Genomic DNA, 23815 nt, shown 5'->3' on the forward strand with positions numbered 1-23815 from the left:
TAGCATCGCCGGGGTGCCGGATGGTCGGGGCGAGTAAAGGGGAGCGGCAGACTGTGGCAGTGCGTGGTGCTGACCTGGGTGAGCTGGTGAAGGACCTGCGCAGGCAGGTCACCGTGCTCGAAGACGATTTGCGGGCGCGGGCCCAGGAGGTGTCGGAGTTCCACACCCCGCTGCGCGCCGAATACGACGAGGCGCGCAAGCGGGAACGCACGGCGGCGACGTGGGAGTCGTGGCTCGACCAGCGGGTGACGCAGGTGGCTGCGGCGTGGGTGCTGGGCACGGTGTTCGTGCGGTTCTGTGAGGACAACGGGCTGATCCAGTGGCCGTTCCTCGCGGGGCCGGGGGAGCGGCTGGCGGACGCGGAGGAGCGGCACGAGGCGTACTTCCGCGAGCACCCGCAGGACAACGACCGCGACTGGATCGTCGCGGCCTTCAATCACCTGGCGGAGGCACACCCGACGGCGGCGGGGCTGTTCGACGCGCGGTTCAACCCGCTGTGGGAGATCACGCCGTCGTTCGAGGCGGCGACGGCGCTGTTGCAGTTCTGGCGGCGGCGCGGCGACGACGGCGAGATCCGCTACGACTTCACCGACCCCGAATGGGACACGCGCTTCCTCGGCGATCTGTACCAGGACCTGTCGGAGCACGCGCGCAAGACGTATGCGCTGCTGCAGACGCCGGAGTTCGTGGAGGAGTTCATCCTCGACCTCACGCTCGAACCGGCCGTCGAGGAATTCGGGCTCAAAGACCTGCGCACGATCGACCCGGCGTGTGGGTCGGGGCACTTCCTGCTGGGGCTGTTCCGGCGGGTGCTGGCGAAGTGGCGGGAGGCGGAGCCGGGCACGGATGAGTGGGAGCTGATCCAGCGCACGCTCGGCTCGGTACACGGCTGCGACAAGAACCCGTTCGCCGCGTCCATCGCCCGGTTCCGGATGCTGGTGGCGGTGCTGCGCGAGGCGAACGCGATCCGGCTCGACCAGGCGCCGCGGTTCCCGATCAACATCGCGGTCGGCGACTCCCTCATGCACGGCCGGGGCGCGCCCGGCATCCAGGGCGAGCTGTTCGCGCTGGAGGAGCCGCACACCTACGCCACCGAGGACATCGACGAGTACATACGCTCCTGCGACCTGCTCGGCAAGGGCTCGTACCACGTGGTGGTGGGCAACCCGCCGTACATCACGGTGAAGGACAAGCAGGAGAACCAGAACTACCGCGACCGGTATGACGCCTGCTCACGGCAATATGCATTGTCTGTGCCGTTCGCGCAGCGCATGTTCCAACTGGCCTTGCGTGCTCACGGTAGTGATCGAGACGCCGGATTTGTGGGGCAGATTACTGCAAACTCGTTCATGAAGCGTGAGTTCGGCAAGAACTTGATCGAGCGGTTCTTTCCTAGTGTCCATCTCACGCATGTTGTCGATACGTCTGGCGCTTACATTCCTGGGCATGGAACTCCAACGGTCATCTTGGTTGGGCGAAACCATATTTCGCGAAACGATGACCCTGTCCGTGCGGTGCTTGGTGTGCGAGGTGAACCGGCGCAGCCGTCCGACCCGTCGAAAGGGTTGGTGTGGTCGGCCATTGTTGAGCAAATATCACGTAGTGGAAGTGAATCCGAATGGGTGACGGCTGACGACATCCCGCGTTCTTCCTTTTCGAATCACCCTTGGTCTTTGGCGGGAGGGGGAGCGAGTGATCTGGTAAGAAGCCTGCATGAGGCATCGTCGAGGAATTTGGGCACGGTGCTGTTGCTGACTGGGCGTACTACCCACACCGGAAGTGATGAAGCCTACTTTGCTCCGGTCGGTACGTGGGCTCGACTGGGCCTTCCGGATGAAAGAGTAGCGACCCTGGTTGAAGGAGACAGTGTTCGGGACTGGTCTCTACCTCTTGTGACGGAGGCTGTTTTCCCGTATGGCGCAGACCTTCGCGCAGATCTTAAGGACCTGCCTACTTATAAGCACCTATGGATGCATCGCGCGCACTTGCGTGAACGCCGTGAGCCCGGAGGGACTCACGAGGAAATAGGCTTGACTTGGTACGAATGGAGTCGGTGGCACCCAGAAAGGTTTTCCGTTCCCCTTGGGATTCCATTCGCGTTCGTGGCTACGCACAACCACTTCGTGTTGGATCGGGGTGGGAAGGTCTTCAAGCAGTCGGCGCCGGTGATTAAGTTGCCGGAGGGGGCTGGTGAGGACGAGCATTTGGAGTTGCTTGGGGTGCTCAACTCGTCCACGGCCTGTTTCTGGCTCAAGCAGGTGAGCCACAACAAGGGGCGGCCGGGAGCTGAGCAGACAGGGGCCGATGAGCCTTGGGAGCACCGATTCGAGTTCACTGGCACCAAGCTTCAGGAGTTTCCCCTTCCTGCTGTGCTGCCGTTGGAGTTGGGGCGGGCGCTGGATTCGCTGGCCCAGGACCTCGCCGCTCACGAACCCTCGGCCGTCGCTGAGGTGGGTACGCCGACTCGCGAGCGGCTTGACGCTGCCCGTGCTGAGCACGCGCGTATCCGGGGACGCATGATCGCGCTTCAGGAGGAACTCGACTGGACCGTCTACCACTCCTACGGCCTGCTCGACGACACCGAGCGCGCCCAGCTCATCGCACCCGATCTCGACACCGTGCCCGAGATTGGTCCGAGTGAGCGAGCATTCGCGATTGTGCTCGCCCGCCGACTGCGGCAAGGGGAGACGGACACAACGTGGTTCTCTCACCATAACCACAAATTCCCGCCCGTCACCGAGATCCCCGCGCACTGGCCCGACTGGTGCCGGCAAATCGTCCAGGCGCGCATCGACGTCATCGAAAAGCGGCGCGACATCGGCCTCATCGAGCGGCCCGAGTGCAAGCGGCGGTGGGCCTCCGAGACGTGGGAGCGCAAGGAAGCCGACGCGCTGCGCACGTGGCTGCTCGACCGGTGTGAGCGGCGAGACCTGTGGTACGGGTTGCGCGACGGGTTCTCCCAGCCCCGCACGCTCACCGTCAACCAGCTCGCCGATCAGTTCCGCGACGACGCCGACATGCACGCCGTCGCCGCCCTCTATGCCAGCGACCACCTCGGCAAACCCGACCTGCCGCTCGCGCGCGTGCTGGAAACGATCATCGCCGACCAGCACGTCCCCTACCTCGCCGCGCTGCGCTACAAGGACAGCGGCCTGCGCAAACGCGCCCAATGGGAAGAGGTGTGGGAGAAGCAGCGCGAAGAGGACCGCACGGGGCAGCGGCTCGACATCCCCGTACCCCCGAAATACACCTCCGCCGACTTCCGCAAGACCAGCTACTGGACCCACCGAGGCAAACTCGACGTGCCCAAGGAACGGTTCGTCTCCTATCCTGGCGCGTCCCCCGACGCCGACCCCAGCCTGCTGCTCGGCTGGGCCGGATGGGACCACAAGGACCAGGCCCAAGCGCTGGTCAACCTCGTCAACGACCGCACCGCCGACGCGGGCTGGGAAACCGACCGGCTCACCCCGCTCATCGCCGGACTCGCCGAACTGATGCCGTGGGTGCGGCAGTGGCACGGCGACTACGACGACGAATGGGAAGGCGTGCCCGCCGACGAATACCAGGCGTTCCTCGACGAACAACGCACCACCCACCAGCTCACCGAAGCCGACCTGACCAACTGGCGACCCGCCCCCACCCGCCGGGGCCGCCGCAGCGCAACGAAGGAAACCCAGCAGTGAGCACGAACGAGGTGTACCTGCGCGACGTCCTCGACATCCCCGAATCCGTCCACGCCGGGGACTTCAAGGTCGAACTCACCGGAGGCTTCACCGCCACCGAAGCCCGCGTCGCCGAATACGTCGTCACCGACCAACTCCGGGGCGCCTTCGACAAAGCACTCGGCATCGTGCGCGCCGCCGTGCGCGACGGCAGCTCCCACGCCGCCTACCTGCACGGCTCGTTCGGCTCCGGTAAGAGCCACTTCCTCACCGTGCTGCACGCCGTGCTCAACAACCACCCCGCCGCCCGCGCCAAACCCGGCCTGCAACCCGTCATCGCCGACCACGACGACTGGCTGCGCGGCAAGAAGTTCCTCATGGTGCCCTACCACCTCGTGGGCGCCACCGACCTCGACTCCGCCATCCTCGGCGGCTACGTCAACACCGTCCGCGCCCTGCACCCCGACCAGCCCACCCCGGCCGTGTACCGGGCGGACGCGATGCTCGACGACGCCCGCCGCTACCGCGAAGCCAGAGGCGACGCCGCGTTCGTCGACTGGCTCAGCATCGGCGCCACCACCCCGGCCCCCGCTGGTTCCGGCGTCGACGACGAGGACGACGACGATCTCGACCTCGACCTCGGCCCGGCCGCCGAAGGCGCGGACCTCGGGGACACCGGGTGGACCGGCGAGCAGCTCGACCGCGCGTTCACCGCGCCCGCCGGTGACCCCGTGCGCGACCGGCTCGTGCAGGCCCTGCTGTCCGGGCCCATGTCCTCCTACGTCCGCGGAGCTACCGGCGACGCGGAAGCGTTCCTGCCGCTGGAGAACGGGCTGGCGATCATCACCCGCCACGCCCGCGACCTCGGCTACGACGGGCTGATCCTCTTCCTCGACGAGCTGATCCTGTGGTTGCAGGCCCACATGAGCGACCGCCAGTTCGTCAACAACCAGGTCAGCAAACTCGTCAAACTCATCGAATCCGGCGACGCGAGCCGCGTGCTGCCCATCGTGTCGTTCATCTCCCGGCAGCGTGACCTGTCCAAACTCGTCGGCGAGGACGTCACCGGCGCCGAAGTCAAGGAACTCGAACGGCAGGTCGAATACCTCGCGGGGCGGTTCGACACCGTGTCGCTGGAAGACCGCAACCTGCCCGCCATCATCAAGGAGCGCGTCCTCAAACCCCGGCCCGGCGGCCGGGAGATCCTCGACGCCGCGTTCGCCGGCATCGAGTCGGCCAAGCAGGCCGACCGCGACGTGCTGCTCGACTCGGCCGGAGCCACCGGCGCCGACTGGCAGGACTTCCGCGACGTCTACCCGCTCTCGCCCGCCCTGCTCAACGTGCTCGTCGCGCTCTCCGGCGCGCTGCAACGTGAACGCACCGGGCTGAAGCTGTTGCAGGAGATGCTGCGCCGCCGCCGCGACGACATGAAGGTCGGCGAACTCATCCCCCTCGGCGACCTGTGGGACGTGCTCGCCGACGGCGCGGGTGAAGCCTTCACCGACCGACTGCGGCGCGAAGCCGAAGCCGCCCAGCGCTTCTACGCCAAGGCCCGCGCCTGGCTCGTCGACCGCCACGGCGAACACACCCAGCAGTTCCGCGCCACCGACCGGCTCGTCAAAACCCTGATCCTCGCCGCGCTCGCGCCGCAGGTGCCCGCGCTCACCCGGCTCACCGGCGGCAGGCTCGCCGCGCTCAACCACGGGTCGCTGCGCGCCCGCACCGTCTCAGCCGGATCGCTGGCCGTCACCCGGCTGCGCGAGCTACAGGCCGAGTTCGGCGAACTGCGCCACGAAGGCGACGAGGACCCCGTGTTCCGGCTGCAACTGTCCGACTTGGACGTCGAGCCGTATCTCGACGCCGTCGGCGAACGCGACACCGTCGGAGCCCGCCGCCTCTGGCTGCGGCAGCAGCTCTGGAGCGAACTCGGCATCAAGTACACCGACGACTTCGTGTGCGAGAAGGAGATCGTCTGGAAGGGCACCCGGCGCACCGCCGAGTTCGTGTTCGCCAACGTGCGCGACGAACACGAGCTGCCCGACGCGCAGTTCCTGCCCAGCACGCCCGGCCGCATCCGGTTCGTGCTCGACTACCCGTTCGACGACACCGGCGACTACACGCCCCGCCACGACGCCGAACGCATCCACCGGATGCGCAGGAACGACGTCACCGCCGCCACCGTCGTGTGGTTGCCGCACTTCTTCTCCGCGCAGAAGTCCGCCCAGCTCGGCCGCCTACTGAAGATCAACTATCTGCTGGAGCGCGACCGGCTCGACGACTACGCGGGCAACCGCTCCGCCGACGAACGCGTCAAGATCCGCCACCAGCTCGAAGCCCAGCGCGACACCCTGGAAAGCCAGCTCACCGCCTCGCTGCGCCAGCTCTACGGCATCGCGGGCGGCGACGACACCACCATCGGCGCACCCGTCGGCGAGGACGGGCACGTGATGTCGCTGCACCCCGGCCACCAGCCCCGGCTCGCCGGAGGCGCCGGCTTCCAGTACAACGCGCTGGCCCTCGCCGACAGCCTGTTCGACAAGCTGTACCCGAAGCACCCGAACTTCGACCCGAACGGCAACCGCAAGGCCGTCACCGCCGGGGAACTGCGCACCGTCTACGACTGGATCACCAAGGCCATGGAGGACGGCAGCCGCCGCGTGGTGGTCGACCGCAACCACCTCGCCCTCGTGCGCCGCATCGTGCATCCCCTGGAACTCGGCGAGGTCAGCGACGGGCCGCTCAACGTCTCCACCGAATGGCGGCGCCGCATCGAGCAGGCCGCCACCCAGCGCGGCGTGACCGGCGACCTGCGCGTGGAGGACATCCGCTCGTGGATCACCGAGGCCGGCTACACCGGGCTCGACAAGCTCGTGGTGAACCTGGTCATCGCCACCTACGCGCTGCTGGCCGACCGCACCTGGACCCTGCACGGCTCCGTGCTGCGGCAACCGCCCGAGTTGGACAAGATCGGGCCCGGCCACGCGCTGCGCGCCCAGCGACTGCCCGAGGCCGCCGAGTTCGCCACCGCCCGCGAACGGGCCGCCGCGCTGTTCGGCGTCGTCGTGCCCGACACGCGGTTCGCCCGCAACATCAACCGGCTCGCCGAAGGCGTGCGCGCCAAGGTCGCCGAACTCGAAACGCCCGTCAACGGCGTGCGGCGGATGCTGGACCGGCACGCCGACGCGCTCGGCCTCGCGGGCAGGCCCGACGCGCGCCGGGTCGTGGCCACCCGCGACGCCGCCGACCTGCTCGCCGCGCTGTCCGCCGCCACGGACGACACCGACCTCGTCAACCGGCTCGCGCGGGCGAACTACGACACCGCCGACACCGTGCTCGCCACCACCATGACGGCCGCGCCCAAGCTGGCCGACGCGCTGCGCGACGTCGAGTGGTCGCTGGTGGCGTCGGTGCGCGGCTTCGCGGGCCGCGGCGACCTCATCGGCAACCGCGCCGACGCGCTGCTCGACGAACTCGCCCACACCGCCGAGGCCGACGAGTTCACCCGCCGGCTCGCGCCCGTGCTCACCGAACTCGGCTCCAAGGCCGTGGCGCTGGTCAGCGAAGCCGCCCGGCTCGCCGCCGTGGTCAACCCCGGCCCCGCCCCGGAGAAGGCTCCGGAACCGGTCCCCGAGAAGACCGGAGAGCGGCCGAGCCCGCCGGACGGGCAGGCCGGTGCCGACACGGTGAGCCTCACCGACAACGGACAACCCGCCGTCAGCAGGCGGGAATCCGCACCGCGCCGGGCACCGCGACGGGTGCGGGCCGGGGCCGCGGAGGGTGAACTCGCCGCGCTGCTCGACGGAGTGCGCGCCGAGATCCGCGACTACGCCCGCGAACACCCCGGGGCGGAGATCGAGGTCGTGTGGCGGACGGTCGGCGGAGAGGACAGCGCGGGATGAGCGCACCGCCCGAGGTCGACCGGCGGATGCTGGAGGCGCTGGTCGAACACTGGCTGCCCGAGGCGAACGGGCGGCGGCTCCTGCTCGTCCACGGCCGCTACGCCGACGGCGGCGATCGGGAGTTCGGCATCCGGACGAAGGAATGCCGCTGCCGCGTCCACGTCGCCGACCGGCACTCCCTGCTGGGGGTGCTGGAGGCCTGGCAGGACCACCAGCGTGAGCACGGCTCCGAGACCGACACAGCCGACACACTGCTGGTCGTGACCACCGGCGTCGAGGACCACCAGTTCGGCTGGGACCTGCTCGCCTACGCCGTGCAGCGGCGGGTGCTGTCGGTGGACCGGGCGCAGATCATCGCCCAGCGGTTCGGCGCACGGGACGTCGACCCGCGCATCCGCCGGGAGCACTGGCTCGTCGACGCCCTGCTGGACGCCGAACCGGTCGAAGGCTGGCCCCGCACCGGCTCGGTGCTCACCCGCGACCGGGCCATCCACGCCCTGATCGGCGTGCGGCTCGGGCGCGCCGCGCTCGGCGAGGACGCCGTGGACATCGGCACGCTGCTCGACTTCTCCCTCGACGTCGCGGGCACCACCCGGTTCGCCGCGCTGCCCGCAGCCGAACGCGACGGGCTCACCGACTGGCTCACCCACACCGTCGGCGACGCCGCCGGGTTGCTGCTGCGCCTGGCCGCCGAAGGACGCGCGGCCGACGCCATGCCGCTCGGCATCGTCGGCACCGCCGCCGTCGGGGAGAACGCCTCCCCCGCGGCGGCCCTGGCCTTCGGCGGACTGCTGGGCGGGGTGCGGCCGGAGCAGCTCGGAGCGTTCACCGAGGCGGTGGAGGGGGCGCTGGAACGCTGGGTCAGCGAAGCCGAGTCCGGCGGCAGGAACAGCGTAGGCGCGCGGGAGAAGGTGCTCGCCGTGACCCGCAGGGCGGAGGAGCTGGCCGCCACGGCGGGGCTGACCGCCGAGCTGGCGGGCAACCGGTTCCTGCCCTCGGCGTTCACCGCGCGGCTGCACGACCTCGCCACCGCGCTCATCGCCGCCCTCGACGGGACGGGGAAGCTGGACGCGGCCGAGGACGCCCTCGGTGCGCTGCGCACCCACCACCTCGCCAGGCTGGCGGGCGAGCGGATGCGGGCGGTGGACATGGCCGTGCGGCTGGTCCGCTGGCTCGCTCACCCCGCGCCCGAACCCTCCTCGGTGGCCGACGCGATCCGGCGATACAGCACCGAATGGGCGTGGGTGGACCGCGCGCTGACCACGCTGTGGGCGGGAGACCCCGCCGGCGATCCCGTGCTGGGCCGGGCGTATCAGGCGGTGTTCCGGGCGGTGCGCGAACGCCGCGCCACCCTCGACGAGACGTTCGCCGCCCACCTGCCGAACTGGACCAGACACGCGAGCATCGACGACCCCGGCGGGTGCCTGCTCATCGAGCGGGTGCTCCACGAGGTGGTGGTGCCGCTGGCACGCCAGAAGGCACCGGTGATCGTGGTGCTCGACGGCATGAGCGGAGCCGTCGCCGCCGACCTCGCCGAGCAACTCACCCAACGCACGTGGCTGGAGGCCTCCCCGAAGGCCAGGCGCATCGCCGCGGTGTCGGCCGTCCCCTCGGTCACCCGGGCCAGCCGCCCCAGCCTGCTCACCGGCACCCTCACCGCGGGCGACCAGACCGTCGAGAAGGACGGGTTCGCCGCGTTCTGGAAGCGCCCCGGCGGTTCCGGGCTGCTGTTCCACAAGGCCGACATCGCGGGCGACGCCGGACACCGGCTGTCCGACCAACTGCTGACGGCGCTCTCCGACGAGTCGAACGTGGTCGGCGTGGTGCTGAACACCATCGACGCCGCCCTCGACCACGGTAGGGAAGGCGACCGCACCGGCTGGCAACCCGGCGACATCACCTACCTGCCGGAACTGCTCGACGCCGCCCGTAACTACGGCCGACCCGTCGTGCTCGTCTCCGACCACGGCCACGTGCTCGACCGGCCCGACGGCACGAAGGTGCCCGTCGACGACGTCGAATCGGCCCGCTGGCGCGTCGGCGAGCCGGGGGAGGGCGAGATCGCACTGAGCGGGCCCCGCGTGCTCCTCGGCGGTGGCAGCGTGGTCGTCCCGTGGCGGGAGGACATCCGCTACACCAACCGCAAGGCCGGCTACCACGGCGGCGTGGCCCTCGCGGAGCTGGCCGTGCCGGTGCTGGTGCTGCTGCCCGCCCTGAACACCCTGCCCGACGGCTGGGAGCTGCTGCCCGCCGACCGCGTGGCGCCGACGTGGTGGCAGCGACGCGCCGAACAGCCGGCCCCCCCAAAGGCGCAGTCGGCACGGGCCGAACCGGCGGCACCGCCCGCCCGCCGCGCGAGGAAGGAGCAGCCCGACGCGCTACCGCTGTTCGGTGTGGACGACCAGAAGGCGCGGGACGCCGACGGCGACCGCGCCGAACAGCCGTCGCTGGGGCAGCGGGTCGTGGACTCGGAGGTGTACGCGGGGCAACGCGCGTTCGTGCCCAAGGCACCCGACCGCAGGGTCGTCGCGGCGATCGTCGACGCGCTCGTCGAAGCGGGCAACCGGCTACCGCTGAACACCGTGGCCGAACTCGCGGGCCGCAAGAGCCGAGGGCCCGAGTTCTTCGCCACGATCCTGCAACGACTGCTCAACGTCGACGGCTACCCCGTACTGTCCGTGGACGGTGGGCAGTGGCTGAGCCTGGACACCGACACCCTGTGTCTCCAGTTCGGACTCACCCGGGACTGAGCCGTAGAGCAACGGAGGTGATGTGGTGACCAGCGCGGTCAGCGAGGCCCGGAGGCGGGACGTGATCAACGCGTTACGTCGGGGCACCGTGCCGCAGAGCGGCCTGGACCTGCTCGCGGTGGGTCTCGACCGCTTCGCCACCGCCATGGACGACGACCTCGCCACCGTCGCCCGGGGCGGTGCGGCCTTCCACGCCGTGCGTGGCGAGTACGGGTCGGGCAAGACCTTCTTCGCGCGCTGGCTCGCCGAACGCGCCAAACGCCGAGGACTGGCCACCTCCGAGATCCAGGTCTCCGAGACCGAGACCCCGCTGCACCGGCTGGAAACCGTCTACCGGCGGCTCACCGAACGGCTGACCACCGCCACCCACCAGCCCAGCGCCCTGCGCGCCGTCGTCGACTCCTGGCTCTACACCCTCGAAGAACACGTGCTGGACGCCGGAGAGGTCACCGAGGACGACCCGGCGGCGTTCGCCGCCGCCGTCGACACCCTCGCCGAACAGCGACTCGTCGACGTGGCGCGCACGACACCCGCGTTCGCCGCCGCGCTGCGCGGTTACCGGCAGGCACTCGCCGACGGCGACACCGCCACCGCCGAAGCCCTCATCGCCTGGCTGGGCGGGCAGAAGTCCGTCGCCGCATCCGCCCGGCGCGCGGCGGGCGTGCGCGGGGACCTCGACCACTTCGGCGCGCTCGGGTTCCTGCAGGGACTGCTCACCGTGCTGCGCGACTGCGGGCACCCCGGACTGCTGCTCGTGCTCGACGAGACCGAAACCCTGCAACGGGTCCGCGGCGACGTGCGCGAGAAGGGCCTCAACGCGCTACGTCAGCTCGTCGACGAGATCGACGCGGGCCGCTTCCCCGGACTGTTCCTCGTGCTCACCGGCACACCCGCGTTCTTCGACGGGCAGCAGGGCGTGCAGCGGCTCCCACCCCTGGCGCAACGCCTCGCCACCGACTTCTCCACCGACCCGCGCTTCGACTCACCACGGGCGGTGCAGCTCCGGCTGCCCGGCTTCGACCTCGACCGGCTCGGTGAACTCGGTCGCACCGTGCGCGACCTGTACGCGGGAACGGCCCGCAACCCCGAGCGCGTACGGGAGGTGGTGGATGACGCCTACCTCGCCACGCTCGCGCAGGCGCTCACCGGTGAACTCGGCGGCAAGGTCGGCCTCGCACCCCGGCTGTTCCTGCGCAAACTCGTCGCTGACGTGCTCGACCGCGTGGACGAGTTCGCCGACTTCGACCCACGCCGCGACTACCCGATCACGGTCACCGAAACCGAACTCACCGACGTCGAGCGCAACGCCGTGGCGAGTGCCGACGACGTCGACCTGGAACTGCCGTGAGTCAGGCACTGGACCGCCTGCATCCGGCGGTGGTGCACCACGTGGTCAACACCCTGGGCTGGCGGTCGCTGCGGCCCCTCCAACGGCAGGCCGTCGACCCCGTCATGGACGGGCACGACGCGCTGCTGCTCGCCCCCACGGCGGGCGGAAAGACCGAGGCCGCCTGCTTTCCCGTGCTCTCCGCGATGGAGCGACACGGCTGGACCGGGCTGTCGGTGCTGTACGTGTGTCCGCTCAAGGCGCTGCTGAACAACCTGCTGCCCCGGCTGCGCGACTACGCCGCCTGGCTGGGCCGCCGGGTCGAACTGTGGCACGGCGACGTCACGGCCGCCGCGCGGCGGCGCATCCTGGCCGACCCGCCGGACGTGCTGCTGACCACGCCGGAATCGGTGGAAGCCATGCTGGTCAGCGCGAACGTCGACCACAAGCGACAGTTCGGCGACCTGCGGGCGATCGTCGTGGACGAGGTGCACGCGTTCGCGGGCGACGACCGGGGCTGGCATCTGCTGGCCGTGCTCGAACGGCTCACCGTGCTCGTGCAGCGGCCCATCCAGCGCATCGGCCTGTCGGCCACGGTCGGCAACCCAGAACACCTGCTGGCCTGGTTGCAGGGGGCGGGAAAGGACTCCCGGCCTGCGACCGTCGTCGCCCCCGGAGTCGCGGCGACCCCGAACAGGGCACAGGACGGGGACATCGAACTGGACTACGTCGGGTCCGTCGACAACGCCGCCACCGTGATCTCCACATTGCACCGAGGCGAGAAACGGCTCGTGTTCTGCGACTCGCGCCGCCTCGTCGAACAGCTCGGTGCGGCACTGCGCATGCGTGGTGTCACCACGTTCCTGTCCCACGCCTCGCTGTCGGTCGACGAGCGACGCCGTGCCGAGGCGGCCTTCGCCGAGGCCCGTGACTGCGTCATCGTCTCCACGTCCACGTTGGAACTCGGCATCGACGTCGGCGATCTCGACCGGGTCATCCAGCTCGACGCGCCCACCACCGTAGCGTCGTTCCTGCAACGGCTCGGCCGCACCGGGCGGCGTCCGGGCAGCGTGCGCAACTGCCTGTTCCTCGCACTCTCCCAGCGGGCGCTGTTGTGGGCGGCGGCGCTGCTGGAACTGTGGGGCCGTGGCTACGTGGAACCCGTCGAAGCCCCGCCGGAACCGCGACACATCGTCGCCCAGCAAGTGCTGGCACTGTGTCTGCAGGAGCACACCGTGGGCAGCCGGTTGTGGACTGGGGCGTGGAACGGGCTCGCGCCGTTCGACAGCGGTGCGGAACCCATGGTGCGGCACCTGATCGAGCAAGGCTATCTCGACCGGGACGGCGAGCTGTTGTTCATCGGTCCGGAAGCCGAACGCCGGTTCGGACGCCGGAACTTCATGGACATGACGGCCGTGTTCACCGCACCACCGCAGTTCACCGTGCTGGCCGGACGCCAGGAGATCGGGCAGACCGATCCGGCGCTGCTGACAGAACGGGTGGAAGGCCCCCGCGTACTGCTACTCGGCGGCCGGAGTTGGAAAGTGACGTGGATCGACTGGAAGCGTCGACGGTGCTTCGTGGAGGAGACCGACCTGCGTGGCAAGGCGCGCTGGCACTCACCCGGCACGGAGGGTCGAGGCCACGCTCTCGCGCGCGCGGCCCGCGATGTGCTGCTAGGCGCCACACCGCCGGTGAAGCTGACACAACGTGCGACGCGGACACTGGCGGCACTGCGGGAGGAATGGGGCCCGACCGTCGCCCTCGACGGGCTGGTGGTGACCCGGACCGGAGGCGCGGAGGCGGATGTGCGCTGGTGGACCTGGGCGGGGCGCAAGGCCAACGCCACGCTCGCGGCCTCCCTGGGAGCGGTGATCGACGGGCGGTTCGACGACCTGTCGATCCGGCTGCGTGACGATCTCACTCCCCGGATGTGGCGGGCGGCCACCGCGGGTGTCCCGGACCGGCTGTGTCTCCCGGAGGTCGACGAGCGGGCTCTCGCCGGGCTGAAGTTCAGCGCCGCGCTTCCGCCCCGGTTGGCCACGGCGACCCTGGCCGCGCGCCTGGCCGACCTCGACGCGGCGGCACAGGTGCTCGCCGAGCCCGTGCGGTTCACCGTCCTCGGCTGAGCGGCCGGGTGCTCAGAACTCCCACTTCCAGCCGGAGTCCGGGACGCGCGGCGAGGTGAGGACGAGCGCGCCGGAGTCGAACGTCGCGTCGAGGTCGATGTCGAGGGTGTACTTCTCGTTGGTCTCGAACTCGGTTCCGAGCAGACCTGAGCCGCAGGAGGTGTTGGTCTGGGCGGGCGAGACGTATCCGCTGTCGCGCTCGACCGCGAAGCTGTCACCGAGGAAGAGGCCTTCGAGTTGGTTGACGTAGTACGGGTCACTGCCGGTCGTGACGTCCACGCGGATGCGGAGGTTGGCGTCCCCGTAATTACAGGCGGGAGGCTGCCCCGGCTCCGCCACGGTGAACACCACCCCCTCCTGTTCTTCGGAGCCGTCCACGGGGCCGAGAGCGGCGGGCTCGCCGAACTCCATGGAGTGGTACACGCCTTCGGTCAGCGTGGCCGGTCCGTCGTTGGAGGAGCACGCGGCGAGCAGAGCGAGACCGGCCGCGACGGCAGCCGATCGGGACAGACGTTTCATTGTTGATGATCTCCCTTCCCGGGAGGTGTCCGATTCGCCGCCGCTGCCGTTATCCCGTGCCTTTCGGACGATGCGAGGTTGTTGTCTCTCCGTGATCGACCCCCGTGCCGGGGCCGTGTTGGCGGAACGCTAGTCTCACCCGCGCCTGTGGGCTCCGAGCTTGACACGCTCGGTAGCGTCCATCTGGCGACGTTCACACTGCATGGTGAGCGCTTGCGCTGATCAGTCGAACAGACATGGTGGGAGGCACCCCGGTGCGCAACCCAGACAGGACGTCGTTTCGCTCGTCCGTGCGCGCGCTTCGCGGCTCGGCTGTCGTCACCGGCCTGGCGGTCGCGACGCTGCTCGCGGGTCAGGGCACGGCCGCGGCGGTGCAGGCGGAGCCGAACGCGATGACGTTCGGGCTGCTCGGGCCGGTAGGTCTTGTCGCGGTGATCATCGGCGTGCTGGGTATGGCGGCCGGTGTGCTGCGCCAGCGGAGGAAGAACCGCCTTGCGGCGGCCGCGGAGCCGGAGCCGGCCGCCGTGCCGGTCGAAGCGGGCCGCGAGGCCACCGTCGTCCCGACCGGAGTCGCCACCGCGGACTGACGCGGCGCCCGGTTTCACCGGCTGATCTTTGCAAGAGCTCCGCGCATCGGAGCAGGTGAAAGCCTTGCTCCTCCGTGGGTTTCGTAAGTTTCTGCAAGTTTCTTGACATCGTCGACGCGGTTCGGCTCTCATGTCCGAACCACCGGTGGCCCGTCACATCACACGAGCACGGAGGTTCGACGATGTTCCAACGTGTGTTCGGTGCGGTCGTGCTGGTGGCCGCGCTGCTCACCGCGCCCCTGGCGGCCACGCCACCGGCTGACGCCGCCCCACCCGGCGAACGCGACGTCATCGCGACGTTGTTCCAGTGGAACTGGAACAGTGTCGCCACCGCCTGCCGCGACCAGCTCGGCCCCGACGGCTACGGCGCGGTCCAGGTGTCCCCGCCCGCGGAGCACGTCGTCCTCCGCGACCAGGGACACCCGTGGTGGCAGGACTACCAGCCCGTCTCCTACCGCATCGACTCCACCCGGCGTGGCACGCGCGCCGAGTTCGCCGACATGGTCCGCACCTGCCACGACGCCGGCGTCAAGGTCTACGTCGACGCGGTCGTCAACCACATGACCGGCCAGGAGGAGTGCGGCACCGGAAGCGCGGGCTCACGGTACTGCCACTACTCCTACCCCGAGGCGGGATACGGCCACGGCGACTTCCACCACTGCGGTCGCAACGGCAACGACGACATCGTGAACTACCGCGACCGGTACGAGGTGCAGAACTGCGAGCTCGTCAACCTCGCCGACCTCGACACCGGCTCCGAGTACGTCCGCGACCGGATCGGCGCCTACCTCAACGACCTGCTCTCGCTCGGCGTGGACGGGTTCCGCGTCGACGCGGCCAAGCACATGCCCGCCACCGACGTCGCCGCACTGGTGAGCAGGCTCGACCGCCCCGCCTACGTCTACCAGGAGGTGCTCTACGGCGAGGGCGAGCCGATCACCCCGGAGGAGTACCTCGGCAACGGCGACGTCTACGACCAGCGCTACGCCCGCGACCTGGCGAAGATCTTCAACTCCGAGAAGCTGGCGTACCTGCGCGACTTCGGCACCGCCGTGCCGTCGGAGCAGGTGATCGTCTTCGTCGACAACCACGACAGCCAGCGCGGCGGTGAGACCATGACCTACCGCGACGGCGCGCGCTACTCGCTGGCCAACGCCTTCATGCTGGCCTGGCCTGTCGGCACGCCCAAGGTGATGAGCAGCTACACCTTCTCCGACTACGACGCCGGCCCGCCCAGTGACGCAGCCGGGAACACCACCGACGCGGCCTGCGGCTCGGCGGCGTGGCAGTGCGAACACGACTGGCAGCCCATCCGCAACATGGTCGCCTTCCACAACGAGGTGCGTGGCGAGCCGGTGGTGCGGTGGTGGGACAACGGGAACGACACCATCGCCTTCGGCCGGGGCGACAAGGGATACGTGGTCGTCAACGACGAGTCGTCGGCCGTGACCGGGCGGTCCTTCCACACGGCGCTTCCCGAGGGCACGTACTGCGACGTGCTGCACGGTGACGTGGTCGACGGCGGGTGCACCGGCCCCAGCTACCTGGTGAACGCCGACGGCTGGTTCCGCGCCGACATCGGGGCCCACGACGGCCTGGCACTCCACGCCGGCGCGCGGGTGGGCTGACCCCGACATCGTGTCCGCAGGTTGTGCACGCGTGTCCGCGCCGCAGGCTGCGGACACGCGTGCGGTCGGTTAGCGTCCATTCGTGGGTGACGCCAAGGCTGACACCAAGGTCGAAGACAGGGCCGACGAGGACAAGCTGCTGCCCCGGTTGCGCAGGAAGTACCCGTGGCTCGACCACGTCGTGAGAGCGAAAGACGCGTTCACCGAGCGCTACGGCAACCACTACGCCGCCGCGATCACCTACTTCTCCGTGCTGTCGCTGATCCCGCTGCTGATGGTGGGGTTCGCGGTCGCCGGTTTCATCCTCGCGGGCAACGAGACCGCGATGCGGGAGTTGCGTGAGGGCATCGTCAACTCCGCGCCCGAGGGGCTCGGGGACCTCTTCGCGTCCATCGTCGGCGCCGCGCTCGATTCGCGGGCAGGCGCCGGGCTGCTCGGTCTGGCTCTGGCCCTCTACTCCGGGCTCGGGTGGATGACGAACCTTCGCGACGCCCTGACCGCTCAGTGGGGTCAGGAGAAGAAGAAGCTCCCGTTCGTCTCCACCAAGGCCAAGGATCTGCTCGCTCTCGTGGGCCTGGGGGTGGCGATCGTCGTGTCGTTCGGCCTCACCGCCGCCGGCAGCGGGGTCGGCGAGTTCCTGCTCGGCCTGGTGGGGCTGGAGGAGGAAGGCTGGGCCCGGTTCCTGCTGCGGCTCGGCACGATCGTGCTGTCGTTGGCCGCGAACGTGCTCGTCTTCGTGTGGGTGCTGTCGCAGCTTCCGCGAGAGAAGGTGGCGCCACGCAGCGCGGTGCGGGGCGCCATCATCGCCGCGCTGGGATTCGAGGTCCTCAAGCAGGTCGGGGGCATCTACCTCAGCAGCGTCACCAGCTCGCCCAGCGGGGCGCTGTTCGGTCCGATCATCGGTCTGCTGGTGTTCGCGAACCTCGTCGCCCGCTTCCTGCTGTTCGTGACGGCCTGGACGGCGACGGCGACCGAGAACCTCTCCCGCACCGTGGAGCCACCCGCACCCGCCGTGATCAGGCCGACCGTCGAGGTGCGGCGCGGCGGACCCCGGGTGGCGGCGGGGGCGTTCGGTATCGGAGCGCTGCTCGGCTGGTTTTCCAGGCGCAGGTCCTGACGGTCGCCTGACATATGCTCGCCCTCGGGACTAAGGGGTGAGTGTGATCGCGACGACGACCAAGCCGCGTGGTGCGGCGCTGCCTCGGGAGATCTGGGTTCTCGTGGGGGCGAGTTTCCTCATCGCCATCGGCTACGGGATCGTCGGTCCCGCGTTGCCCAACTACGCCACGAGTTTCGACGTGGGCGTCACGGCGGCGTCGGTGGTGGTGAGTGCCTTCGCGTTCGTGCGGCTGCTGTTCGCGCCGATGAGCGGGCGGCTGGTGACGCGTTTCGGGGAGCGTCCGATCTACCTGTGGGGCGTGTCGATCGTGGCGGTGGGCACGCTGGCGTGCGCGGCGGCCACGGAGTACTGGCAACTGTTGCTGTTCCGCTCCGCCAGCGGGGTGGGCTCCACGATGTTCACCGTGTCGGCGATCGGCCTGTTGATCCGCATCTCGCCGCCGGAGGCGCGGGGCCGGGCGTCGAGCCTGTGGGGGTCGAGCTTCCTGTTGGGCGGTATCGCCGGGCCGGTGGTGGGCAGTGGCCTGGTGACGGTGTCGTTGCGGGCTCCGTTCCTCGTCTACGGCATCGCGCTCGTGCTCACCACCCTGTTCGTGTGGTGGCAGCTGAGGGGCTCCGAGCTGGTGTCCCGGCCACCGGAGGACGACGCTGCCGAGCTGACGTTCCCGCAGGCGATGCGCCACCCGTCGTACCGGGCGGCGCTCGCGTCGAACCTGGCCAACGGCTGGGTCGTGTTCGGCGTTCGCATGTCGCTGCTGCCACTGTTCGTGACCGCCGTGCTGGCGAAGGACGAGGCGTTCACCGGCATCGCGCTCGCCGTGTTCGCCGCCGTGAACGCACTCGCGCTGCTGTACGTGGGCCGGGTCACCGACAAGCGGGGCCGCAAACTGCCCGCACTGGTGGGATTGGCGTTGCTGGCGGTCGGTTCGGTGGGCATCGGGGTGACGAGCGATCCGTGGTTGTTCCTCGCCGCCGTCGTGGTCGCCGGCCTCGGCGCGGGTGCGTTGAACCCGGCGCAGAACGCCGCCGTCGCCGACGTGCTCGGCTCGAAGGCCCGCGGCGGGTCGGTGCTGGCGGGTTTCCAGATGGCTGCCGACGTCGGCGCCGTCGTGGGCCCGCTCGTGGCGGGCGCCGTGGCCGAGCAGTGGTCGTACGCGGCGGCGTTCGGGCTCACCGGCGCGGTCGCGGCCGTGGCCCTGCTGCTGTGGTTCGGTGCGCGAGAGACGCTGCCCGCGAAGGAGTGAACCGCGTCAGTCCGGGCGGCGCAGCAGGCCCTTGCGGTGTCCCATCAGCAGACCGGCGATCACGGCCAGCGTCACGGCCAGCGTCACGATCCAGCCCGTGGTGCCGAACGGGTCCTCCGGGGTCGTGCTCGCCACGCCTGCGGAGGCCAGCTCCTCGCCGGTTCCGTCGCCGGGGGAGTCGAGCGGGGAACTGGTGACGGTGCCCACCGACTCGCTGCCCGAGGCGGCGAGCGTGAAACCGTAGTCGAGGAGCCGGGCCGCCTGTTCCGCCACGCGGACGGGCTGCTGCTCGGCGCGCAGCAGCACCACCGCGAGCCGCCTGCCGTCGCGTTCGGCGGCCCCGGCGTAGGTGTGGCGGGAGTCGTCGGTGAACCCGGTCTTGCCCCCGAGGAAGCCCTCGTACGTCGCCCACAGCGGGTTGTCGTTGTAGACGGGGAAGTCGGGCTCACCCGGACCGCCGGGGAACCGAATCTCCTTCGTTCCCACGGCCTCGGCGTAGTCGGACTGCTGCATGGCGTGGCGGAACACCAGACTCATGTCGTAGGCCGACGTCATCATGCCGGGGCCGTCGAGTCCGGAAGGGGTCGCGGCGCGGGTGTCGGCGGCGCCGAGCCACTCGGCGAGCCGGTTCATCTTCTCCACGGCCGCGTCGACCCCGCCGAGTGCCGTGGCGAGGGTGTGCGCGACGTCGTTGCCGGAACGCATGAGCAGTGCGTCCACGAGTTCGTCGACCCGGTACTCGCCGCCCGCGACGATGCCGACGCACGTGCATTCCTGGTCGGCGTCGGCCTCCGTGGCCACCACGACGTGGTCCGGCCGCAGTTCCTCCAGTGCCACGACCGCGAGCAGGGTCTTGATGAGGGAGGCGGGTCGGTGGCGCCCGTGCGGGTCCTTCGCGGCGAGCACCTCGCCGGTGGCGAGGTCCTGCACGAGCCACGCGGCGGCGGTGATGTCCTGTGGCGGTTCGGGGCTGCCGGGCGGGAGGACGAGGCCGCACTCCGCCATGCGCGGGCCGCCCGCGGGGCTCTCGGGCACCGGCAGGGGTGCGGGGGAGGCTTCGCCCGGGGGCGGCTTCTCCGAGGTGTCGACGGGTGAGGGCGGCAGGGTGCGGTTGGGGCAGGCCGTGGAGGGCTGCTTCGCCAGCGCCTCGCTCGGTGGTGTCGCGACGAATGTGGTGAGGGCCGTGAGAGCGGCCGTGACGAGTACGACGAGAACTGTCCGGATCCGAGTGGTGCTGCGCACCCGTGCAGGCTAGCGGCGTTGTCGCGGGGCACATTGCCGACATGCGGATGTCTCGCCGTGTGTCGCTGTTCCTGCACGCCGCTTTGGCGGTGCCCTCCTTCGTCCTCGGGACCGTCGTCGGTCAGCGCGGACGGCGGGGTGCCCGCGCGAGTGTCGGGGATTCCTGAGCACGAACGGTGGACCCGCCCAGCTCCGAAAGTTTCGAAACTTCCTCTCGGCCTCTGGCCGCGAGTTGGCCTTTTCGGCACCTGATTGATGGTTTCTGCAGGTGAACTGCCATGTCGAACTCGCTCAATGTCGAAAACTTTCGGAAAATGAATGTTGACCAATGGTGTGACCGTTGCCATACTTTCGAGCTGTCGTCGCTGGGTGCGGTGCCGCCGTCGCGGAGAGTCACTGCCGCGCGGGGTGGGTGCCTTCGCGACGTCGCCATGTCCTCGACGAAAGGACTCGGAAGATGAGCACGGCACACCAACGGCGATTCGGGCCCCGACGGATCGGGGTCCGGATCAGGAAGGCCGTCGCGGCGGCCGCGGTCGGTGCGGTGACCGCGGGTGGGTTCGTCGCCGCGGCAGGGACGGCGAGTGCGCAGACCACACTCGGCGACGCCGCCGCGGCGCAGGGGCGCTATTTCGGCGTCGCGGTCGCGGCAGGCCGACTCGGCGAACCGGACTACACGGCCACGCTCAACCGGGAGTTCAACAGCGTCACCGCCGAGAACTCGTGGAAGTGGGAGAGCCTCCAGCCCTCGCCCGGGTACTTCGACTTCAGCACCGCCGACCGCATCGCCGAACACGCGCGCCAGCAGGGCATGGAACTGCGCGGGCACACGCTGGTCTGGCACTCGCAGCTGCCCGGCTGGGTCGAGAACATCGGGTCCGCCGACGAACTCCGCGCGGTGATGAACAACCACATCACCACCGTGATGGAGCACTACAAGGGCCAGGTCCGCTCCTGGGACGTGGTGAACGAGGCGTTCGCCGACGGTGGCAGCGGTGCGCGCCGCGACTCGGTGTTCCAGCGCCTGCTCGGTGACGGCTGGATCGAGGAGGCGTTCCGCACCGCGCGCGCGGCCGATCCGGATGCCACGCTCTGCTACAACGACTACAACACCGACGCCTGGAACACGGCCAAGACGCAGGCCGTGTACAACATGGTGGCCGACTTCGTCAGCCGTGGCGTGCCGATCGACTGCGTCGGCTTCCAGGCGCACTTCAACAGCGGCAATCCGGTTCCGGAGAACTACCACGTCACCCTGCAGAACTTCGCCGACCTCGGGGTGGAGGTCCAGATCACCGAGCTGGACATCGCGGGGTGGGGTGACTCGCAGGCGCAGCAGTACGCCGGCGTCACCCTGGCCTGCCTGGCCGTGCCCCAGTGCAGTGGCATCACGGTCTGGGGGGTGACCGACAAGTACTCCTGGCGTGCGGAGGACACGCCACTGCTGTTCGACGGCGACTACAACCCCAAGCAGGCCTACCACGCCGTGCTGGAGACCCTCGGCGGTTCCGGCGGTGGAGGCGGTGGCGGTGACGACGGCGCCGCCTGCACCGTGACCTACGACGAGACCCAGCGGTGGGGCGACCGGTTCAACGGCCGGGTCACCGTCCGCGCGGGCGACGAGGCGATCAGCTCGTGGAGCACCACCGTCACCGTGCACCCGCCGCAGAAGATCACGGCGACCTGGAACGGCGAAGCGAGCTGGGACTACAGCGGCGATGTCATGACGATGCGGTCGTACAGCGGCCTACCCGCGGGTGGGGAGACGAGCTTCGGCTTCACCGTCATGGCGAACGGCAACTGGGCGGCGCCGACACTGGGCTCCTGCACCGCCTCCTGAGCACCGCCCGGGCTCGTCCCGTGCGGAAGGGGCCCGGAACGAAACGGGCCGGTCCGGTCACGGTGACGGACCGGCCCGGTCTTGTCCTCGGAACCAGCCGCGCTCGAACAGCAGCGCGCTCGACCTCATGGACGGCCTTGGCGATCTGGATGCCGTGCGGGCACGCGTCGGCGCGGTCGACGTGGTGCTGCGCACCCGTGCAGGCCAGCGGCGGTGTCGCGGGGGATACTGCCGACATGCGGATGTCTCGCCGTACTTCCCTGTTCCTGACGGCGTTCGGGGTGTGGTCCTGGGTCATCTGGATCACGTTCGCCCGCAACCTGTGGAACAGCGACAACGCCTGGAACGCCGACGGCTCGCCCACGCCGTTCTTCTGGGTGCACCTGCTGCTCGCGGTGACCTCCTTCGTGCTCGGCACCGTCATCGGGGTGATCGGCTGGCGCGGTCTGCGGGCCTCGCGGCGGCGGGAGGCCGAGGCCCGGTCCGACCAGTCGGTGTGAGAACGCCGTGAGGAACCGGCGGGTCCGCTCAGGCGTCCTACCGTCATGACCCAGCAGTCGGACCCGCCTCCGTCCCCGCAGCCGATGCCTCAGTGGCAGCACAGTGGGCCTTCGCCGGTGATACCCACGCAGGCGCCGGTACCGGCCGCGCCTCGCCGGAAGGCGGCCGTGGTGGTCGCGGCCGTGGTCGGCGTCCTGCTGGGCGCGGCCGGCATGGGCGGGGCGTGGCTGCTGACCTCGACCTCGGGCGGTGAGAGCGGCGCCGCGGCGGATGCCGAGCTGGCGTGTGAACTGGTGGCCAGGACGCCCGAGATCAGCATGACGGAGGACGACCTCTCCGACCTGCACCGCTGGGGAGCGGCGTCGACGTTGGCGATGGCGGCGGCCGAAGCCGACCCGTCCTACGAGCAGCTCTCCAAGAAGCTCCAGAAGCCCGTGCTCGTGGTGCAGCAGACCTTCGAGGCCAGTGGCCCCGAGTACGAGCAGGCCATGCGGGACGCCCGGGCGGCGTGCGCGAACCTCTGATCCCGACGACGAAGGCCACCCTCCCGCGCCCGCGGTGAGGGTGGCCTTCGTCGTCGGCCCGGATCAGACGCGCTTGAACAGCAGCGCGCGCTTGACCTCCTGGATGGCCTTGGTGATCTGGATGCCACGCGGGCACGCGTCGGTGCAGTTGAACGTCGTGCGGCAGCGCCACACGCCCTCGGCGTCGTTGAGGATGTCCAGCCGCTCCTCGGAGCCCTCGTCACGCGAGTCGAAGATGAACCGGTGCGCGTTGACGATCGCCGCCGGGCCGAAGTACGACCCGTCGGCCCAGTACACCGGGCACGACGACGTGCACGCCGCGCACAGGATGCACTTGGTGGTGTCGTCGAACCGTTCGCGGTCGGCGGGCGACTGGATGCGCTCGCGCGTCGGCTCGTTGCCGTAGGCGATGAGGTAGGGCTTCACCGCGCGGTACGCCTCGAAGAAGGGCTCCATGTCGACGTAGAGGTCCTTCATCGTCGGCAGGCCCTTGATCGGGGCGATGGTGATGGTGGTGTTCTTGCCCTCCTTGGCGAGGAGGTCCTTCACCAGCACCTTGCAGGCCAGGCGGTTCACGCCGTTGATCTGCATGGCGTCCGACCCGCAGATGCCGTGCGCACAGGAGCGCCGGAACGCGAGTGTGCCGTCCACGTAGTTCTTGATGTTGAACAGCAGGTTCAGCACGCGGTCGGTGGGCAGCGCCGGGACGTCGTAGGACTCCCAGTGCGGTTCGGAGTCCAGCTCCGGGTTGTACCGCAGGATCTTCACCGTGACGGTGACCGAACCCTCCGGTGCGGGAATCTGCGAGGTGTCGTGGGAACCCTCGGAAACCGTGGCAGTCATA

The 23815-nt window shown here is 69.9% G+C and carries 15 protein-coding genes; 12 read left to right on the top strand and 3 right to left on the bottom strand.

The features are described 5' to 3' along the window. The first annotated feature begins 20 nt into the window (after positions 1-20). Genes pglX through SACCYDRAFT_RS03090 form a run of 5 tightly spaced genes read left to right on the top strand, consistent with a single transcriptional unit; the run spans position 21 to position 13767 of the window. Positions 21-3683, top strand: coding sequence for a BREX-2 system adenine-specific DNA-methyltransferase PglX (gene pglX / locus SACCYDRAFT_RS03070; RefSeq protein WP_005453483.1), 3663 nt, complete (start codon positions 21-23; stop codon positions 3681-3683). Then, positions 3680-7561, top strand: coding sequence for a hypothetical protein (locus tag SACCYDRAFT_RS03075; protein WP_005453484.1), 3882 nt, complete (start codon positions 3680-3682; stop codon positions 7559-7561). Before pglX ends, SACCYDRAFT_RS03075 begins: the two co-directional genes overlap by 4 nt. Next, positions 7558-10311: a BREX-2 system phosphatase PglZ gene (pglZ, locus tag SACCYDRAFT_RS03080; RefSeq protein ID WP_005453485.1), complete on the top strand. Its 2754-nt coding sequence runs from the start codon at positions 7558-7560 to the stop codon at positions 10309-10311. The genes SACCYDRAFT_RS03075 and pglZ overlap by 4 nt, the downstream gene beginning before the upstream one ends. Positions 10312-10333: 22 nt before the next feature. Continuing rightward, on the top strand, positions 10334-11659 hold the full coding sequence (gene brxD, locus SACCYDRAFT_RS03085; protein ID WP_005453486.1) for a BREX system ATP-binding protein BrxD: 1326 nt from the start codon (positions 10334-10336) through the stop codon (positions 11657-11659). Beyond that, positions 11656-13767 (top strand): DEAD/DEAH box helicase, encoded by a 2112-nt coding sequence (locus SACCYDRAFT_RS03090; protein WP_005453487.1) that lies wholly within the window; start codon positions 11656-11658, stop codon positions 13765-13767. Before brxD ends, SACCYDRAFT_RS03090 begins: the two co-directional genes overlap by 4 nt. Before the next feature lie 12 nt (positions 13768-13779). Here SACCYDRAFT_RS03090 and SACCYDRAFT_RS03095 read toward each other — a convergent pair whose 3' ends face one another. Further along, positions 13780-14286 (bottom strand): hypothetical protein, encoded by a 507-nt coding sequence (locus tag SACCYDRAFT_RS03095; RefSeq protein ID WP_005453488.1) that lies wholly within the window; start codon positions 14284-14286, stop codon positions 13780-13782. Between the two features lie 254 nt (positions 14287-14540). Here SACCYDRAFT_RS03095 and SACCYDRAFT_RS03100 point away from each other — a divergent pair, with 254 nt between their 5' ends. The 4 genes from SACCYDRAFT_RS03100 (at position 14541) to SACCYDRAFT_RS03115 (ending at position 18864) form a co-directional block, all read left to right on the top strand. Next, entirely contained in the window at positions 14541-14873 is a 333-nt protein-coding gene (locus tag SACCYDRAFT_RS03100) for a hypothetical protein (protein ID WP_005453490.1), read from the top strand. Between the two features lie 182 nt (positions 14874-15055). Then, on the top strand, positions 15056-16501 hold the full coding sequence (locus SACCYDRAFT_RS03105; RefSeq protein WP_005453492.1) for an alpha-amylase: 1446 nt from the start codon (positions 15056-15058) through the stop codon (positions 16499-16501). 82 nt (positions 16502-16583) lie between these two features. Continuing rightward, positions 16584-17618, top strand: a complete 1035-nt coding sequence (yhjD, locus tag SACCYDRAFT_RS03110; RefSeq protein WP_005453494.1) for an inner membrane protein YhjD — start codon at positions 16584-16586, stop codon at positions 17616-17618. A gap of 37 nt (positions 17619-17655) precedes the next feature. Further along, positions 17656-18864: an MFS transporter gene (locus SACCYDRAFT_RS03115; protein WP_005453496.1), complete on the top strand. Its 1209-nt coding sequence runs from the start codon at positions 17656-17658 to the stop codon at positions 18862-18864. 6 nt (positions 18865-18870) lie between these two features. Here the strand turns inward: SACCYDRAFT_RS03115 and SACCYDRAFT_RS03120 are convergent, their stop codons facing one another. After that, positions 18871-20106, bottom strand: coding sequence for a D-alanyl-D-alanine carboxypeptidase (locus tag SACCYDRAFT_RS03120; protein ID WP_005453497.1), 1236 nt, complete (start codon positions 20104-20106; stop codon positions 18871-18873). Positions 20107-20563: 457 nt separating this feature from the next. On the opposite strand from SACCYDRAFT_RS03120, the gene SACCYDRAFT_RS03125 reads away from it, so the two are divergent. From SACCYDRAFT_RS03125 to SACCYDRAFT_RS03135, 3 genes are all read left to right on the top strand, one after another. Further along, positions 20564-21946: an endo-1,4-beta-xylanase gene (locus tag SACCYDRAFT_RS03125; RefSeq protein WP_005453499.1), complete on the top strand. Its 1383-nt coding sequence runs from the start codon at positions 20564-20566 to the stop codon at positions 21944-21946. 236 nt (positions 21947-22182) lie between these two features. Next, positions 22183-22446, top strand: coding sequence for an SCO4848 family membrane protein (locus SACCYDRAFT_RS03130; RefSeq protein ID WP_005453501.1), 264 nt, complete (start codon positions 22183-22185; stop codon positions 22444-22446). Between the two features lie 45 nt (positions 22447-22491). Beyond that, positions 22492-22971: a hypothetical protein gene (locus SACCYDRAFT_RS03135; RefSeq protein WP_005453504.1), complete on the top strand. Its 480-nt coding sequence runs from the start codon at positions 22492-22494 to the stop codon at positions 22969-22971. Between the two features lie 63 nt (positions 22972-23034). Here the strand turns inward: SACCYDRAFT_RS03135 and SACCYDRAFT_RS03140 are convergent, their stop codons facing one another. Beyond that, positions 23035-23814, bottom strand: a complete 780-nt coding sequence (locus tag SACCYDRAFT_RS03140) for a succinate dehydrogenase iron-sulfur subunit (RefSeq protein ID WP_005453506.1) — start codon at positions 23812-23814, stop codon at positions 23035-23037. Position 23815 lies beyond the last annotated feature (1 nt).

This window comes from Saccharomonospora cyanea NA-134 (assembly GCF_000244975.1).
GTDB classification, from domain to species: Bacteria; Actinomycetota; Actinomycetes; order Mycobacteriales; family Pseudonocardiaceae; genus Saccharomonospora; species Saccharomonospora cyanea.